Origin of the sequence: Nocardia sp. alder85J, from assembly GCF_020176955.2 — a bacterium.
Classification (GTDB): domain Bacteria; phylum Actinomycetota; class Actinomycetes; order Mycobacteriales; family Mycobacteriaceae; genus Nocardia.
Genome location: NZ_JAIUCZ020000009.1, coordinates 53,896 through 70,758, shown reverse-complemented (window position 1 = coordinate 70,758; position 16,863 = coordinate 53,896). Strand labels below are relative to the sequence as shown.

Genomic DNA, 16,863 nt, shown 5'->3' with positions numbered 1-16,863 from the left:
TAAGGATGTCCGACACGCCCTCATCGAGCACGGTTGCGCGACACCCGGTCCGGCTGCAGCCGATGCAGGTGCCCAAGGCATCGGATGTCCTCGCGAACGACCTCCGCGAGCGTATCCTCCGTGGCGAATTCCCCTCCGGTACCGCTCTGCCACCCGAGCGCGAACTGGTCACGCAAACGCAGATGAGCCGGACGACCGTCCGCGAAGCGCTCCGAATCCTCGAGGTGCAGGGGCTGGTGGTCATCAAGACCGGCCGCTCCGGTGGCGCGTTCGTGCAGCAGCCCGGCGGCGATGCCGTGGCCTCGTCGGTGAGTCTGCTCATCCGCGGTCAGCAGCTGCGGCTGACCGCGCTGCTGGAGACCCGGGAGGCCATCGAGCCCGCCTGTGCCGGCCTGGCCGCGAAGTACCGCACCGGCGACGACCTCGCCACGCTGGATGCGGCCAACACCCTGCTCGGCGATCTCGACATCCCACTCGAGCAGTTCCTCCGGGCCAACGTGGACTGGCATCTCGCGGTTGCGACCGCAAGCCACAACGAACTGCTCACGGGCTTCATGACAGCGCTGTCCAACGCGATCTACAGCTCGACGGAGAACACCGCCTTCGTCGACGACGAGGTACGCAAGACCACCTACCGCGCCCACAAGACGATCACGGAGGCCATCCGCGCGGGCGACCCCACAGCCGCCACGCGGCGGATGACCAAGCACGTCCACGGTTACGCCGAGGCCGTGGTCCGGGTCGAGGAGCGCACCGAGATCGAGTTACGCGAGGGCTGAGCGCCCCGCGTCACGCGGATACGGGGGTCGACAGGTGGGTCCGCAAGCCGGCCAGGATCTCGGTGTTGATCGCGCGGGTCTGCCGATCGCTCAGGCCCCACGGCGGCGCGATCAGGTCGAGGTGGTCGAAGCCCGCCGGGATCCGGGCCAGCGCGGCCGCGAACTCGGACGGCCGGCACGCGATCGCGATGGCATCGATCATGTCGTCGGTGACCGCGCCGATGAGCGCCTCGTCGTCGCGATCGCGGGCCGCCCGGCGGATCTTCTCCTGCGCGGCGCTCCAGCCGTGTAGCTCGAACATCCGATCGTAGACCCGGGACGCGGCGTACTGGCCGATCGCGAATGCCACCTGCCGCCGAGCCAGATCGACATCGTCGTCGATCGCGCACATGCGAATGCCCATGATGGTGACCTCGCCCGGATCGCGACCGGAAATCGCTGCGCCGGTGGCGATCTCGTCCGCTACCGGCCCGCGGACGTACTCGGCGGTGAACATCGGATGGCCCACCAGCCCATCGGCCAGTTCACCCGCGGTGCGGAGCATCAGCTTGTTCACCCCGGCGATCCAGACCGGAATCTCGGGCCGGATCGGTTCCGGCACTTCGGATGTGGGCGAGATGTGCACATGGTAGAAATGTCCGTCGTGGTGCACCGGCCCCTCATGCAACCGCCACAGGGCCTTCAGCACGGTGAGAAGTTCGGCCATCCGCGCGGCGGGCGCCTCGCCCGAGACTCCGTGCCACGCTTCCATCATCTTCGGTGTGCCGTTGCCCAGGCCGAGAATGACTCGGCCGCCGGACAATTCGTCCAGATCACGTGCCTCGGCCGCCCACATCAGCGGGCTCCGGCCCACTCCGTAGGCGATGTTCGAGCCGATGCCGATCGTGCGGGTACCCGCGGCGAGCGCCGCCATCGGCACGGTGGCCGAGCGGCTGTACAGCTCGCTCGTCCACACCGCCGCGCAGCCGATCTCCTCGGCCTCCCTGGCCAGTTCGGTCATCGTCGTGAACCGCTGCGGGCCGCTGCCGACCCCGAATGCGTTGACCCCGAACGTCGTCATATCGAAGATCCTGTCGTTGTCTCAGGCCCGACGGGGAAACCGGTCGAACTCGGGTCGCCGCTTGGCCTTGAACGCCTCTCGTCCTTCTTTCGCCTCTTCGGTCGCGTAGAAGAGGAGATTCGCGTCGTGGGCGAGTTGCTGAATTCCCGCGAGGCCGTCCTCGGCCGCGTGGAAACTCGCCTTCATCAACCGCAACGCCATCGGCGACAGTTCCATCATTCGCCGGCACCACGCGAGCGTTTCCGACTCGAGTTCGGCGAGTGGGACGACGGTGTTCACCAGTCCCATCTCCAGTGCTTCGGCGGCGTCGTACTGCCGGCACAGGAACCAGATCTCCTTGGCTTTCCGCACACCGATCATATCGGCCAGCAGCCCGGCGCCGAAGCCGCCGTCGAACGAGCCGACTCGTGGCCCCACCTGTCCGAGACGGGCGTTGTCCGCCGCGATCGTGAGGTCGCAGACGATTTGCAGGACATGCCCGCCACCGATCGCGTACCCGGCCACCATCGCCACGACCGGCTTGGGCAGCCGGCGGATCTGCACCTGTAGATCCGTGACGTGGAACCGGCCGATCGCCTCGGGCCGCCCGGGATCGGTGAGGTACCCGGTGTCGCCGCGGACACGCTGGTCACCACCGGAACAGAAGGCGCGATCACCCTGACCGGTCAGCACGATGACACCGATCGAGGGATCTTCGCGGGCGTGGGTCAGCGCGTCGGAGATCTCCACCAGCGTCTGCGGCCGGAACGCATTGTGCACCTCCGGCCGGCAGATGGTGATCTTGGCGATGCCGTCGAAGGTCCGGGAGTACTCGACGTCGTCGTACCGCCGGACCAACGACCAGGTCTGATTGTTGTCGGTCACCGCGCGCCCTATGCCATGGTCAGGCCGCCGCTGACGGACAGCGTCTGGCCGGTGATGTAGCCCGCCTCGTCGGCGGCGAAGAACGCCACGGCCGCCGCGATGTCCGACGGCAGGGCCAGCCGCTTCATCGGCACCGCGCGGGTCATGCCGCCCAGCACCTTGTCGGCGTCCTGACCGGAATTGTCGGCGAACTTGCGCAACGCGGGGGTGTCGGTGGGCCCCGGGCAGACGGTGTTGACGGTCACTCCCTTGGTCGCGACCTCGCGGGCCAGCGTCTTGGTGAAGGCGATGATGCCGCCCTTGGCCCCGGAGTACACCGCTTCCAGGGACGACCCGACCCGGCCCGCGTCCGAACCGATGTTGATCACCCGGCCGAAGCCGCGCTCGATCATGCCCGGCACGACGGTGTGATTCACCCGGAGGGCGCCCTTGAAATTGATGTCCAGGATCTTGTCCCAGAACACCTCGTCGGTGTCGAGGAACGTCATGAAATCGTCCCAACCGGCGTTGTTCACGGCGATCTCCACAGGACCGAGGCTCGCGGCGATCTGCGCGACGGCCGCCTGCACCGAGGCGGTGTCGGTGACATCGATCGGCACCGCGATCGCCTCGCCGCCGGCTGCCGTGATCTCCTTGGCCGTCTGTTGCGCCACTTCGAGATTCAGGTCCGCCACGGCGACCCGGAAACCGGCCTCGGCCAGCCTGCGCGAGATTCCCGCGCCGATCCCCTGGGCCCCGCCGGTGACGAGCGCTACGCGATTACTCATGGTTGTCGATTCCTTTCGATGACAGTTGTGGCGATTGCGTCAGGAGGCGAGTCGTGCCGCGCGGTCGAGTTCGTCCCGGAACTCCGGCGCCGCGATGGCGATCAGGCGCCTGCGGCGCTCCGCGAGCGGCTGACCACGCAGATGCGCGATACCGTGTTCGGTGACGACGCAGTCGACGTCGGCGCGGGCGGTCGTGACGATCCCCTCGTCCAGCCCGAATTTGATGGACGACCGTCCGCGCACCGTCGAACGGAGCGCGATGATCGATCGCTTCCCGGTCAGCGCGGCGGCGCGGGCGAAGTCGACCTGGCCGCCGACCGCACCGAGATAGGTCCCTCGACTCATCTCGGCGCCGACCTGCCCGGTCAGATCCACCTCGATCGCGAAGTTCACCGCGACGAGCGTCGACAGCCGGGAAAGTACTTGCGGCGCATGGGTGTAACTCGTCGGGCGGAACAGGATGGGAAGTTCGGCGACCCGGGCGTACAGATCGGCCGATCCCAGCGCGGTGCCGGCCACCGAGAACCCGTGGTCGAGTTGCTTGCGGCCGCCGGTGATCACGCCCTTGTCGATCAGCCGGAGGACGCCGTCGGTGATCATGCCCGTGTGGACACCGAGGTCGTGGTGCCCGGACAACGCGTCGAAGACAGCCGCGCCGGTGGAACCGATACCGACCTGCAGGGTGTCACCGTCGTCCACCAACGAGGCGATATGCGCGGCGATGACGCGATCGACGTCGCCGGCCGGACGGCGGTCCTCCTGCTGCAACGGTCGATCGGTCTCGAGGACAGCGGCGAAGCGACTCGCCGGCACTCGCGGGGAACCCGGGATCGCCGGCATCTGCTGGTTGATCTCCGCGAACAGCAGCGGGGTGTGCGCGATCGCATCCGCCATGTAGTCGACGCCGATTCCCAGCGAGCACATACCGTCCCGATCGGGCGGCGACACCTGGAGCAACCCGGCATCACACGGCAACCGGCGCTCGGCGAACATGCGGGGCAACGCCGAATAGTGACACGGGACGACCTCCAAGCGGTCGGTCGCTCCCAATTCCCGCAGGGCGCCGAGGCCACCATAGGACACCATCGTGTCGGTCGGCGACATCGATTGCGCCAGTTGATCGTTCCAGCTCAAGCCGGTGAACAGGCGCAGCGGGCCGGAGCCCGGGGCCTGCGCGAGCAGATCGTCGACGAGCGGGCGCGGCTCTGCGGCGGCCTGGCCCCACCAGACACCCATACCGGGCCGCAACCACCCGCCGAAATCGACCATCAGTCCACCCGTTCGAGGAGCGTGCCCGTGCCGAGGCCGCCGCCACAACACATGGTGACCAGTCCCAGCGCACTGTCACGGCGTTCCATCTCGGACAGGATCGTCGCGATCAGCCGGGCGCCGGTGGCGCCCACCGCGTGGCCCAGTGCGATCGCTCCGCCGTTCACGTTGACGCGATCCATATCGGGCTTCAGCTCGCGCTGCCAGGCCAGGACGACCGAGGAGAACGCCTCGTTCACCTCGAACAGGTCGATGTCCGCGACCGTCAGATCGTTTCGCTCCAGCAGTTTGTGGGTCGCGGGGATCGGCCCGGTGAGCATGATGATCGGATCGACGCCGACGGTCGTCTGGTCGGCGATCCGGGCGCGGACACGCAGACCGTGACGCTCGGCTGCCTCCCGGGTGCACAGCAGCACCGCCGCCGCGCTGTCACAGATCGGACTGGAGGTCCCCGCGGTGATCCGGCCGTTCTCGGGACGGAAGACGGTACCGAGCTTCGCGAGCGTCTCGAGGGACGTGCCCGGCCGTACCGTCTGGTCACCGGTCCGGACCTCGCCGTCGAGTTCCATCGTCACCATCTCGCCGGTGAACCGGCCGGCGGCGATGGCCGCGGTGGCGAGCGCATGGGATCGGACCGCGAATTCGTCCATCTCGGTCCGTGAGATGTTCCAGCGCTCGGCGATCAGTTCGGCGCTCTCGCCCTGGGTGACGAAGTCGTAGCGGTCCCGCAGCGCCGCGGGCCACGGCTCGCCGTACAGTTTGCTGATCTCGGCCGGGGCGTTCATCGGAACGTGCCCCATATGCTCGACGCCACCGGCGATCACGATGTCGTGTACGCCCGAGGCCACCAGCGCGGCGGCGAAATTCACCGCGGTCTGGGCCGAACCGCAGCGGCGGTCCAGCGTGGTGGCCGGGACCTCCGCCGGGTATCCGGCCTGCAACCAGGCGTTGCGGCCGATATTGCGGGATTGTTCACCGAACGGCGCCGTGCACCCGATGATCAGGTCCTCCACCACCGCGGGATCGATTCCCGCGCGGGTGATCAGATCCTGGTAGCAGGCGGCGAGCATCGCGTTCGGGTGGATGTCCCGGAACCAGCCCTTCTCGGGATGTGATCGTCCGATCGGCGTCCGCACCGCCTCGGCGATGACGACCTCGCGGCCGGAAGTTGTGAACGGACCGTTGATTCGCGCACCCATCTCAGATCACAGTCCCGCCGTCGACCGGCAATACCTGGCCGGTGATGTACGCGGCGGCGTCCGACGCCAGAAAGACGAACGTCGGTGCGATCTCGTCCGGATATGCCCAGCGCCCCAATGGAATTCGCGCCAGTGTCTTGGCCGCGAGCTTCTCGTTGCTCCGGATGTTCTCCGTCATGGCGGTGGCGGCCAGGGGTGCGACCGCGTTGACCGTGACCGATCGCCTGGCGAGTTCGCGGGCCAGCGATTTGGTCAGTCCGACGATGGCGGCCTTGGCGGCGCCGTAATTCGCCTGGCCGATCGTCCCGGTCAGCCCCGCCGCGGACGTCACGTTGATGATCCGGCCGGTACCGTCTTCGGGGAGGTGATCGAGAACTGCGTGACTACAGTGATAGCTCCCCATCACATGGGTATCGAGCACCTTGCGGAACCGGGCCTCGTCCATCTTCGGGAACATCGCCGGAGCGATCACGCCGGCATTGTTCACCAGGATGTTGAGCGTCCCGTTACCGAGCCGCGCGGCCGCGGCCGCGGCGTCGCGAGCATTGTCACCGTCGCACACGTCGAGGGTGAACGGCTCCGCGACGCCACCGGCCCGGCCGATTCGCGCGCTCACCTCGGCCGCCGCGTCCTTGTCGATATCGGTCACCAGCACCGCGGCGCCGGCCGCGGCGAACGCCTCGGCCACCGCGGCGCCGACACCCCCGCCGGCGCCGGTCACCAACGCGGTGCGGCCCTCCAGGCCGAACACCCGGATGCCCGCCGGTACGTTCACCGTCTTCGCCGGATCGGTCATCAGTAGCTCCTCGGGAGGCCGAGCACATGCGAGCCGAGGTAATTGAGGATCATTTCCTGGCTGATGGGCGCGATACGGGTCAGGCGGGCTTCCCGGAAGTACCGGGACACGTTGTACTCCTCCGAATAACCCATGCCGCCGTGGGTCTGGAGCGCACGATCCGCGGCTTCGAAACCCGCGTCGGCACACAGATACTTGGCGGTGTTCGCCTCCCGCCCGCACGGCTTTCCGTTGTCGTACAACCAGGTCGCCTTGCGGAGCATGAGCTCGGCCGCGTCGAGGCGGGCCAGCGAATCCGCAAGGGGGAATTGGATTCCCTGGTTCTTGCCGATGGGACGGCCGAAGACCTCGCGCTCGTTACCGTAACGGACAGCCGCTCGCATCGCGGCCCGGCCGATACCCAGCGCCTCCGCGGCCACCAGCATCCGTTCGGGGTTGAGGCCGTCGAGAATGTAGGTGAAGCCCTTGCCCTCCTCGCCCACCCGATCCTCGATCGGGATCTCGAGGTTGTCGATGAACAATTCGTTGGAGGTCACCGCGTTGCGGCCCATCTTCTTGATGGGCCGGATCTCGACCTTGTCGCGATCGAGGTCGGTGAGGAACAGCGTCAGGCCGTCGGTCTTGCGCGGCGAGTCCTCGAATCGCGCGGTGCGCGTCAGCAGCAGGATCTTCTCGGATTCCACCGCCTTGGAGATCCAGACCTTGCGCCCGTTGACGATGTACCTGTCACCGTCGCGCTCGGCGAAGGTCGTGATCTTGGTGGTGTCGAGGCCGGCGCCCGGTTCGGTGACCCCGAAACAGACGTGCAGATCACCGTTGACGATGCGCGGCAGCGTGCGCTGTTTGAGCTCCTCGCTGCCGTGCACGATGACCGGGTGCATCCCGAAGATCGACAGATGCATCGAGCTGGCGCCGTTCATCCCGGCACCGGACGCGGCCACCTGTTCGAGCAGGATCGACGCCTCGGTGATCCCGTACCCGTGACCGCCGTACTTTTCGGGGGTGGTGATGCCCAGCCATCCACCGGTAGCGAAGGCGTTGTAGAACTCCGTGGGGAATTCGTGCTCGGCGTCCTTCTCCTGCCAGTACTGATCGTCGAACTTGGCCGCGAGCTCCGCGACCGCGTCACGAATCGTGACCTGGTCCTCTGTCAGTTCGAAATCCACGTCCGTCCTCCATCCCTCAACTCGGTTAACTATATCAATGGACTGACCAAAACTGGAACGGGGGTCAGCCCACCGGAACCGGCTCGTCGAGCAATGCCACGGCAATCCGTTCGTTCCACACGCGCGGCGGGCCGAACAGGGCGCGGTCGAGCTTGGCGCGTTTGTAGAACAGCTGCAGATCGTGCTCCCACGTGTAGCCGATCGCACCGTGCACGGTGAGCGCCGATTCCGCGAGATCCGCGACCGCCCCGGTCACCTGGGCCTTCGCCACCGCGGCGACGGTCGGCGCCGCGGCGAGTCCGGCATCGATCGCGGCCGCGGCGTACAACGCCGTCGAATAGGCCGCCTCGACCGCGACGAGCATCTGCGCGGCGGCATGCTTGACGGCCTGAAACGATCCGATCAACTGCCCGAACTGCTTGCGCTGCTTGCTGTATCCGACCGCGAGCTCGAGCATCCGCTCCCCGGCGCCCAACGCGTCGGCGGCCGTCAGGACACCGGCCAGCGCCACCGTGGCGGACAGCGACGTTTCGGATATCGCGACGACCTCGGCGGGCCGTACCCGGTCGAACTCGACCGTGCCCGCGACCCGGGAGCGATCGAGCAGGTCGTCCCGCTCGACGGCCGCCGCAGCCGCCGGCACCCGGGCCAGGCCGGGGCCGTGCGGTCCCGTCACCGGCACGATGAACACATCGGCTTCGAGGGCGCCCAGCACATGGCGCACCGCACCGGTCAGCCCGTCCTCCGCCACGGACAACGGCGCCCACGCCGGCGTTCGGTCCGCCGGAACAGCGAGAGCGAAGCGCTGCGCGCCGGCCAGCTGCCCGGCCAGTTCCGTCTCGGTCAGCAACGGTGCGACCAAGGCGGCCGCGAGCCAGCACGAATCGGGCACGGCATGACGGCCGAACTCACGCGCGGCGAGCGCCAGTTCGAGGACTCCCCCGCCCTGACCGGACACAGCCTCCGAATAGCCGACTCCCCACCAGCCGTCTCGGACGAGAGCCTCGGTGAACCGGCTCGTCTCACCGGAGGCTTGCATGGTACGCACGATCTCGGCCGGGAATTTGGCGGTGATCCATTCCCGCAGCGATGCGGCGAACATCTCCTGCTCTTCGGACAACTCCCAATGCATCGCTTCTCCTCAGCCGGCACTCGGGCGGTGGACGAGATCACGGATGGCGACCACGGCCTCGGGATTCTCCGCGCCCGACAGATCCCCGGGATCGGCATCGATCGCCGCGGCACGAACGGCGCGGCGCAGAATCTTGGCCGAGCGGGTCTTCGGCAGAGCCTCGACCATCCACACCTTCGCCGGCGCGAACGGCTTTCCGACGCCGGTCGCGACCAGTCGGCGCAATTCGTCGGAGACACCCTCGACGTCGGCGCCCCGGCGGGGCACCCAGAAAGCCCAGACGGTCTCCCCCTTCCGGGGATCCGGCACGCCGACAGCCGCGGCCTCGGCGACCGCCGGATGCGTGGTCAGGACCGCCTCCACCTCGGCGGGAGCCAACCGCTTGCCCGCCACGTTCATCACGTCGTCGGACCGGCCCAGGATGTACCACTGCCCGTCGTCGTCGGCGCGGGCGTAGTCGCCGTGGCACCAGATCCCGGGGAAGGTGGACCAATAGGATTCCAGGTAGCGCGCGCGGTCCCGCCAGACCCCGCGGGTCATCGCCGGCCACGGTTGCCGGCAGACGAGTTCCCCGATGACGCCGCGCTGGGATCGGCCGCCGTCGTCGACCACGTCGACGTCCATACCCAGCGACGGACCACCCAGCGAGCAACTGGGGATCGGCTCCACCGGATAGGGCGCGAGGAACGACCCGCCCACCTCGGTACCACCGGAGAAATTGATCACCGGGACCCGGCCACCGAAGACACCGTCGGCGAGCCAGTCGTAGGAGTCGGGATCCCAGGGCTCACCGGTGGAACCCAGCGCGTGTATCGAACTCAGATCCCGGGCGGCGATCTCGGGCAGAGGTGTCGACTTCAGCGCGCGGACCAGGGTCGGCGAGACACCGAGCATCGTGATCCGGTGCCGCTGTACGAGATCCCAGAGCCGGCAGGAATCCGGGATATCGGGTGAGCCCTCGTAGAGCAGCAGGGTGGCGCCGTTGGCATGGGTCCCGAAGGCCGCCAACGGACCCATGACCCAGCCCATGTCCGTGATCCAGCAGAAGGTGTCGCCCTGGTCGATGTCGAAGGAATAGGCCACCTCGGTCGCGACCTTGACGGTGAACCCGGCGTGGGTGTGGACCGCCCCCTTGGGCTTGCCGGTCGTGCCGGAGGTGTAGCCGAGCATCAGCGTCTGCATGGCGGGGAAGGGACGGAACTCGTACGGCTCGGCAGCGAGGAGCTCGCCCCACGGCGTCACCGTGACCTTTGCGGCATCGAAATCCGTTGCGTCGCCGATATTTTCGACCGTGATTACCGAGTGGACGGAGGGCGACTGCGCGAGGGCCTTCGCCAGTTCGCCCGCCATCGCGACCTTCTTGCCGCGGCGGATCGTCCCGTCGGCGACGATCACCGCCGTCGCCGCCGCGTCGTTCAGCCGCGAGGCGATGGCGGGCGCGGCGAACCCGGAGAACAGCGGCACGATGATCGCCCCGATTCCGGCCGCGGCGTAACACGCGACGACCGCCTCGGGAATCATCGGAAGATAGATGGCCACCGTGTCGCCTTCACCCACTCCGAGCGCGGCCAGCCCGGCCGCGGCCCGGCCGACCCGCTCGGCGAGTTCGCCGTAGGTGAGCGTGCGGACGGACCCGTCCTCGGCCTCGTGGACGATCGCGGTCCGGTCGGCGGCGTGGTCCAGCCAGCGGGTGAGGCAGGCGTCGACCGCATTGAAGGCGCCGCCGACGAACCAGTCGGGGAATTCGATCCCCTTCGACAGATCGAGGACCGATTCGTACGGCGTCGCGAACGGGATGCCCAGATCGGTGATCGCGGCATCCCAGTACCAGGACACGTCCGCGGTCGACCGGCGCCGCAGTGCACCGATCGAGTCGATGCCGTGGGCGCGCGCCAATCTCGTGACGTTCGCGTTCTCGATGTATTCGGGTGTCGGATTCCACACGTAGGTGCTCATCACGCCGCCTTTCTCAGCCTCGGGGCATTCCGAGCACTCGCTCGGCAGCGATGTTGCGTTGGATGAAGGTCGAGCCGCCGGCGATGGCGGTTCCGCGTGCCTGATAGGCGAGCCGCAGCCAGCGCTGCTGATCCCCGTCGGCGGACCCGGAATCGTCCGCGAGGCCGAATTGCCCGCCGAATTCGGCGATTTCGAGACCGAAGTCCGCGATGTCCTCGACCAGCGGGCAGAAGTAGAGCTTGCCGATGGAGGTCACCGGCCCCGGGGGTTGCCCGGACGCGGCGCCGGTGATGACTCGCTGACCGATGAGGTAATGGGTCAGCGCGCGGCCGTACAGATCGGCGATGTGCTGGCGTACCTCGGGCTGCTCGCGCAGCGCCCGGCCCTGGTCGTCGGTCTTCTGTTTTATCTGCGCGATGAGATCGTCGACCGCGCGAGTGGTGTTCACCCGCCCGGTCGCGATGCCGACCCGCTCGAAGGCCAGGGTTCCCATGGCGACCTTCCAGCCGCCGTCGACCGAGCCCACGACCGCGTCGTCCGGCAGGAAGACGTCGTCCAGGAATACCTCGTTGAACTCCGCTTCACCGAGCATGTGCGGCAGGGGGCGAACCGTCACCCCCGCCGACGACATGGGCAGCAGGAAATAGGTGATGCCGTGGTGGCGCTCACCACCGCCGGTGCGGGCCAGCAGGATCGCGTTGTCGGCGATCTGCGCGCGCGAGGTCCAGATCTTCTGGCCCCGGATCGTCCATCCACCGTCGACCTTCGTCGCTCTGGTGCGCAGCGACGCGAGGTCGGATCCCGATTCCGGTTCGGAGAACAACTGGCACCAGATCTCCTCGCCGCGCAGGATCGGCTCCAGATAGCGCTGCTTCTGCCGGTCGTCGCCGAAGGCCACGATGGTCGGGCCCGCGAAGTCCTCACCGATGATGTTGAGCCGTTCGGGCGCGCCGGCCCGATCCATCTCCTCGTTGAAGATCGCCTTGATCTTCGCGTCCGCACCGGCGCCGCCGAATTCGGCGGGCCAGGACAGGCCCGCGAAACCCGCCTCGAAGAGCGTGCGCTGCCAGACCGACCAGAAGCCGCGTTTGTCCTCGAGCCGCGCCGGCTCCGGCCACGGCAAGGTCGGCAGAGTCTCGGTCAGCCAGTCACGAATGCGGGTTCGGAACCGCGCTTCGTCCGGCGAGTCGCTCAGATCCATCTCCACCTCCACGTGTTTACGGACCAACGTTACAATAGGTCTGACCAAAAAATCCAGGAGGTGCCAGTGCCGGACTTTTCTGTTCGGGAACTATCCGTCGGCGATGTCCTCGACGTCGTGTCGTTCGAGGTGGAAGCCGGAAAGGTGCGAGAGTTCGCCACGGCGGTGCACACGACCGATCCGGTCCACACCAACGGCGCGGCCGCCACAGCAGCCGGATTCCCGGATGTCCCGGCGACTGCGACCCATGTGGTCGTGGCAGGCCACCATCGCAACCAGAAACAGTTCGTCGAGGCGCTCGGACTCGCGATCGATCGAGTCGTGGTGGGTTCGGTGGAGTGGCACTACACCCGCCCCCTGGTGGCCGGTGACCGGTTGGCAGGCACGCGCCGCATCGCGGCGGACACCACCCGAGAGGGCAAGCGCGGCGGCGCCATGCGGCTGGTCACTCTGGAGACCCGCTGGGTCGACGACTCCGGCGCCGAGGCGGTCACCCAGCGCGAGGTCCTGATCGAGAGGGGCGCGTGATGACCCGGCCACCCGCGGCACTGACCGTCGGCGCGCAGCTCGAGGCCCGGCGGATCGGGCCGATCACGCAGACCGACATCGTCCGATTCGCCGGCGCGGGCGGAGATTTCAATCCACTGCACCACGATCACGACCACGCGGTGCGTGCCGGACTGCCCGGCGTCATCTCGATGGGCCAGATGCAGACGGGAATGCTGGCGGCGTGGCTCACCGACCTGGTTCACGTCGAGCATCTGCTGTCCTACTCGGTCCGGTTCGCCTCACCGCTGCGCATCGGAGAGATCCTCGACCTCGAGGGGACGGTCGACGAGATCGACCCCGCGACCGCCGTCGCGACCGTGTCGCTGTACGCGAAAGCCGCCGATCGGGTGGTGATCAGCGGCCGCGCTCGAGTGCGAATCTCGTTGCCCCGCTGACACTCCCGCAATACGACCGGGAAGGGCGGCGGTTACCGCCCGTCCCGATCGGCACCGGGCGATGCCGGCGGAATCGTCAGGGAACCAGCACGATCTTGCCGAACAGACCACCGGACTCCAGTCGGCGATGCGCTTCGGCGGCGTCGCCCAGCGGATAGGTCGCGCCGATGGTCGGTGGCGCGACCGCCCCGGCGGCCACGAGGTCGAGCAAGCCGCGGAAATCCTGCGGTGAGCCCATCGTGGTTCCGAGCAGACTGTACTGGCCGAAGAAGAATCCCCGGACGTCCATGTCCGCCCGTTCGGCGGCATTGGCGCCCAGGACCACGATCCGGCCACCCGGCCGCAATGCCTGGACCGACCGTCCCCACCGCCCCACCGGATCGAGGACCACATCGAAACCGTTGCCGCCCGGGCTCAGCGCCTTCACCTCCATGGGCCAGGTGTCACCGGTGTGCAGCACGCCACCCGCTGCGCCGTTGTCGCGCGCTCGCGCCAGCTTCTCCTCCGACGAAGCCGTCACGAACACCCGGGCGCCCAGTGCGGCCCCCAGCGACAGCGCCATCGTGGCGATACCACCGCCCGCCCCGATGATGAGCAGTGATTCGCCCGCACCCAGCCCGGCCCGGGTGACCAGCGCACGATAGGAGGTGACACCGACCAGCGGCAGCGCCGCCGACTCCTCCCACGAATAGCCCGAAGGCTTGGGAGCCAGGCATTCTTCCGGCACACAGACGCGCTGCGCATAGGTCCCCGGAATCCGATCGCCCAGAATCTCGAATTCCGGCGACGGCGCCGTCTGCCGGTCACCCCAGAACAGCGACGGGAGCAGGATCACCTCCGCTCCGGTGTCGGTGCGGACACCGGCGCCGTCCGCACCGGGAGTGTGCGGCAGCGGAGACCGGTACTGCCCGCGACGCACCAGCACGTCGTGCCAGTTCAACGCGCTCGCTCGCAGCTCCACGGTGACCCAGCCCGGCCGCGGGACCGGCTCGGCGACCTCACGCAGCGACAATCGTTCCGGGCCACCGTATTCCGGCATCACAATGGCTTTCACGAGTTCCTCCGCTGTACCGTCACGGTCGCGATCGCCGACGGTTTCCCCGCTGCGCCCGCGGCAGTCACCCGGACGACGGCCAAGGAGCGGCCGGTGTGCGTCACCTCGGCGCGGAACGTCGTGATATCGCTCGCGGCGAGTGGCCGGACGAACGTCATATCGATACTCGTACTCCGCAGACCGCCGTCGGCGCGCAGGGCCGACATCGCGGCGAACTCCGCGCCGCAGATCAGGATGCCACCGTGCACGCCGCCCATCACATTGGCAGCGAACGCCGTACCGGGCATCTCGATGACTCCCGCGTCGAGTTCACGGATGCGCAGCGCGTCACGGATGCACACCTCGTCCGGTGGGGTGTCGGTCACTACCGCGGAGGCCGACGGCGGGCCGTCCACCGGCACCAGATGCGACCGCTGGGTGATCAGCGCGACGACCGCGCCGGTGCGGTCGGCGGCCATTCCCCGTGTCGTACCACCCCGGGCATCACGTGCGATCAGCTCGCCGGTGACGACCAGTTCGGAGGCGTCGACCGGCGGGTCCGTGACCAGGTCGAGCCGAATTCCGAGACTGACCGGCCACCGCCGCGGAGGACATCCGGCCGCGACGACATATCCGGTGACGTCGTCGAGTGCGACCGCCAGGGCCCCGCGGGCGACGCCGGCCGCCGGATCACGGAGCCAGGGGCCCGTTTCGACGATCAACTCGGCCCGTTGCGCCGACAGTCCGACGGGCCGCACCCGTACCAGTGTCTCGGCTCCGTTGCCGACGAAGGCGGGCGCGGCCGACGACGCGCGGCTCAATGGACACCCGCCGCCGAGGGCTGGTTCAGGTCCGCGGCGATCTGCGTGCGCAGGAGATGCTTCTGGATCTTTCCGGTCGCCGTCATCGGCAACTCGTCGAGCGGGACGACCCGCTCCGGCGTCTTCTGGATCGCGACGCCCCGATCGGTCAGGTAGGTGCGCAGTTCCTCGACGGTGGGCGCCCGGTGACCGGGCTTCGCCACCACGAAGCAGCACACCTTCTCGCCGAGTCGCTCGTCCGGCATGCCCACCACGGCGAGTGCCGCCAGGTCCGGATGACCGGCGAGTTTGTCCTCGACCTCGCGCACGCTGATGTTCATCCCACCGCGAATCACGATGTCCTTGGTGCGACCGGTGACCCGGACATACCCGGCGTCGTCCATGACGCCGAGGTCGCCGGAGCGGGAGAACCCGTCGGGCGTGAACAGTTCGGCGGTCTCCTCCGGCCGGTTGAGGTACTCGATCATGTGCGACGGACCGCGATAGGCGATATCGCCCTCGGCGCCGTGCGGGACCTCGATGCCGTCCGGGTCGACGATCTTCACCTCGGCTCCCGGCAGGGCGGCGCCGTCCGAGACGATCGCCCGCAGTGGGTCACCCTCGACTCGGCAGGTGGTCGTCGAGAGATTCTCGCTGCGCCCGTACAGCGACAGCACACTCGTCGTCGGCAGCTTGGCCTTGGCGTTCTCGACCACCGCGGCCGGGATGGGCGCCCCGGCACACGTCCACACCCGCAGTGACGACAGATCCGCCTCGGGGTGCTCGTCGGCCGCGGCGATCAAGGTCTGCAGGAAGGTCGTCGCGGTGACCGCGGCGGTACATCCGAACTTCTGGATGTCGGCCAGCCCCGCGACGGGGTTCCACTCGGCCATCAGATGCGATGCCGCTCCCGCGATCAGCGGGATCAGGACACTCGTGACCAGGCCCGTGGTGTGCGTGATCGGCGAAGGACCGAATTGCACATCGGACTCGGTGTGCCCGAAGGCGATCGCCAGCGCGCGTGCACCGGAAGCGTACGTGTTGAAGGTGTGCACACATCCCTTCGGGCGGGATGTCGTACCGGAGGTGTAGACGATGACGAACGGATCGTCCGGATGCACCCGGATGTCGAGCAGCGCATCGATGTCCGCGGCCTCGACATCGTCGACGATCAGGTCCTCCAGTACCGCGATGTCGCGCCGGGCCAGCGCTTCGTGTTGATCCTCGGAGGCGCGCACGGCGACGATCCCCCGCAGGGAGTCCGAATTCCGGCGAATCTCCTCGAACATGGACAGGTGGTCGAAGCCCTTGAACTCGGCCGGCGCGATGGCCATGCTGATCGAGGCATCCGAAATCACGTGCGAGACTTCGTCTTTGCGATAGATCGGCATGATCGGCACCATCACCGCGCCGATCCGCGCCAGCGCCGCCGCGACGGCGACGAAGGCGGCCCAGTTGGGCAACTGCACGGCCACCCGATCACCGGCGGTCACACCGTACCGGCGCAGCCCCAGCGCGAGTCGCTGGGACGAGTCGTACAGCTCGGCGAAGGTGAGCGTGTGGGTGCCGTCGGTCAGGAACACCTTGTCCGGATCGGCCTCGGCCCGGGAACGCAGCAACTCGGTGAAGTTGACGTCGACCCATTGTCCGCTCGCGTAGAACCCTTCGATCTGCTCCGGGGTGTATCTGCCGAGGTTTCGTTCGCTGGTCATGGTGCTCGTCCTCTACGGTGTGCGACACTTCGTCCAAAGATTAGAATGGTTAGACCGAATAGCGCAACCGTCTACAGCGATACAGGTCACACCGAAATGCCGGCCGAGCGGGCGACCCGACGCTCGGTGAACAGAATCCACAGCTCACAGCGACCACCTTCACAATTTGGACTGACCAAACTTAC

Annotated in this window: 16 protein-coding genes; 3 read left to right on the top strand and 13 right to left on the bottom strand. The window is 67.9% G+C overall.

Going from position 1 to position 16,863, the window contains the following annotated elements; genetic code table 11:
* The first annotated feature begins 62 nt into the window (after window positions 1-62).
* Complete coding sequence (locus LBW94_RS30615) at window positions 63-779, top strand: FadR/GntR family transcriptional regulator (RefSeq protein ID WP_225058949.1); 717 nt, start codon at window positions 63-65, stop codon at window positions 777-779.
* 10 nt (window positions 780-789) lie between these two features.
* On the opposite strand, the gene LBW94_RS30610 is transcribed toward LBW94_RS30615, so the two are convergent.
* From LBW94_RS30610 to LBW94_RS30565, 10 genes are all read right to left on the bottom strand, one after another.
* Complete coding sequence (locus tag LBW94_RS30610) at window positions 790-1,839, bottom strand: LLM class flavin-dependent oxidoreductase (RefSeq protein WP_225058950.1); 1,050 nt, start codon at window positions 1,837-1,839, stop codon at window positions 790-792.
* 21 nt (window positions 1,840-1,860) lie between these two features.
* Window positions 1,861-2,676, bottom strand: a complete 816-nt coding sequence (gene menB / locus LBW94_RS30605) for a 1,4-dihydroxy-2-naphthoyl-CoA synthase (protein ID WP_255634527.1) — start codon at window positions 2,674-2,676, stop codon at window positions 1,861-1,863.
* 35 nt (window positions 2,677-2,711) lie between these two features.
* The gene (locus LBW94_RS30600) at window positions 2,712-3,470 is read right to left on the bottom strand and encodes an SDR family NAD(P)-dependent oxidoreductase (RefSeq protein ID WP_225058952.1); all 759 of its coding nucleotides are present in this window, start codon (window positions 3,468-3,470) and stop codon (window positions 2,712-2,714) included.
* Window positions 3,471-3,509: 39 nt separating this feature from the next.
* The gene (locus LBW94_RS30595) at window positions 3,510-4,739 is read right to left on the bottom strand and encodes an acetyl-CoA hydrolase/transferase family protein (RefSeq protein ID WP_225058953.1); all 1,230 of its coding nucleotides are present in this window, start codon (window positions 4,737-4,739) and stop codon (window positions 3,510-3,512) included.
* Window positions 4,739-5,938 carry a thiolase family protein gene (locus LBW94_RS30590; RefSeq protein ID WP_225058954.1) on the bottom strand — a complete coding sequence of 400 codons (1,200 nt, stop codon included), beginning with the start codon at window positions 5,936-5,938 and terminating at the stop codon, window positions 4,739-4,741. Before LBW94_RS30590 ends, LBW94_RS30595 begins: the two co-directional genes overlap by 1 nt.
* 1 nt (window position 5,939) lies before the next feature.
* The gene (locus LBW94_RS30585) at window positions 5,940-6,734 is read right to left on the bottom strand and encodes an SDR family NAD(P)-dependent oxidoreductase (protein ID WP_225058955.1); all 795 of its coding nucleotides are present in this window, start codon (window positions 6,732-6,734) and stop codon (window positions 5,940-5,942) included.
* Window positions 6,734-7,900 (bottom strand): acyl-CoA dehydrogenase family protein, encoded by a 1,167-nt coding sequence (locus tag LBW94_RS30580; RefSeq protein ID WP_225058956.1) that lies wholly within the window; start codon window positions 7,898-7,900, stop codon window positions 6,734-6,736. Before LBW94_RS30580 ends, LBW94_RS30585 begins: the two co-directional genes overlap by 1 nt.
* Window positions 7,901-7,964: 64 nt before the next feature.
* A complete protein-coding gene (locus tag LBW94_RS30575; RefSeq protein WP_225058957.1) occupies window positions 7,965-9,032 on the bottom strand; it encodes an acyl-CoA dehydrogenase family protein in 1,068 nt (355 codons plus the stop codon).
* Window positions 9,033-9,041: 9 nt separating this feature from the next.
* Complete coding sequence (locus LBW94_RS30570; RefSeq protein ID WP_225058958.1) at window positions 9,042-10,988, bottom strand: AMP-binding protein; 1,947 nt, start codon at window positions 10,986-10,988, stop codon at window positions 9,042-9,044.
* Between the two features lie 13 nt (window positions 10,989-11,001).
* Window positions 11,002-12,189: an acyl-CoA dehydrogenase family protein gene (locus LBW94_RS30565; RefSeq protein ID WP_225058959.1), complete on the bottom strand. Its 1,188-nt coding sequence runs from the start codon at window positions 12,187-12,189 to the stop codon at window positions 11,002-11,004.
* Between the two features lie 66 nt (window positions 12,190-12,255).
* Between LBW94_RS30565 and LBW94_RS30560 the strand changes: the two genes are divergently transcribed.
* Both LBW94_RS30560 and LBW94_RS30555 read left to right on the top strand, forming a co-directional pair.
* The gene (locus LBW94_RS30560; RefSeq protein WP_225058960.1) at window positions 12,256-12,717 is read left to right on the top strand and encodes an FAS1-like dehydratase domain-containing protein; all 462 of its coding nucleotides are present in this window, start codon (window positions 12,256-12,258) and stop codon (window positions 12,715-12,717) included.
* On the top strand, window positions 12,717-13,133 hold the full coding sequence (locus LBW94_RS30555; RefSeq protein ID WP_225058961.1) for a MaoC/PaaZ C-terminal domain-containing protein: 417 nt from the start codon (window positions 12,717-12,719) through the stop codon (window positions 13,131-13,133). The genes LBW94_RS30560 and LBW94_RS30555 overlap by 1 nt, the downstream gene beginning before the upstream one ends.
* Before the next feature lie 76 nt (window positions 13,134-13,209).
* Here the strand turns inward: LBW94_RS30555 and LBW94_RS30550 are convergent, their stop codons facing one another.
* Genes LBW94_RS30550 through LBW94_RS30540 form a run of 3 tightly spaced genes read right to left on the bottom strand, consistent with a single transcriptional unit; the run spans window position 13,210 to window position 16,678 of the window.
* Entirely contained in the window at window positions 13,210-14,187 is a 978-nt protein-coding gene (locus LBW94_RS30550; RefSeq protein WP_225058962.1) for a quinone oxidoreductase family protein, read from the bottom strand.
* Window positions 14,184-14,987, bottom strand: a complete 804-nt coding sequence (locus LBW94_RS30545; RefSeq protein ID WP_225058963.1) for a PaaI family thioesterase — start codon at window positions 14,985-14,987, stop codon at window positions 14,184-14,186. Before LBW94_RS30545 ends, LBW94_RS30550 begins: the two co-directional genes overlap by 4 nt.
* Window positions 14,984-16,678: an AMP-binding protein gene (locus LBW94_RS30540; protein ID WP_225058964.1), complete on the bottom strand. Its 1,695-nt coding sequence runs from the start codon at window positions 16,676-16,678 to the stop codon at window positions 14,984-14,986. The genes LBW94_RS30545 and LBW94_RS30540 overlap by 4 nt, the downstream gene beginning before the upstream one ends.
* Between the last annotated feature and the right edge of the window lie 185 nt (window positions 16,679-16,863).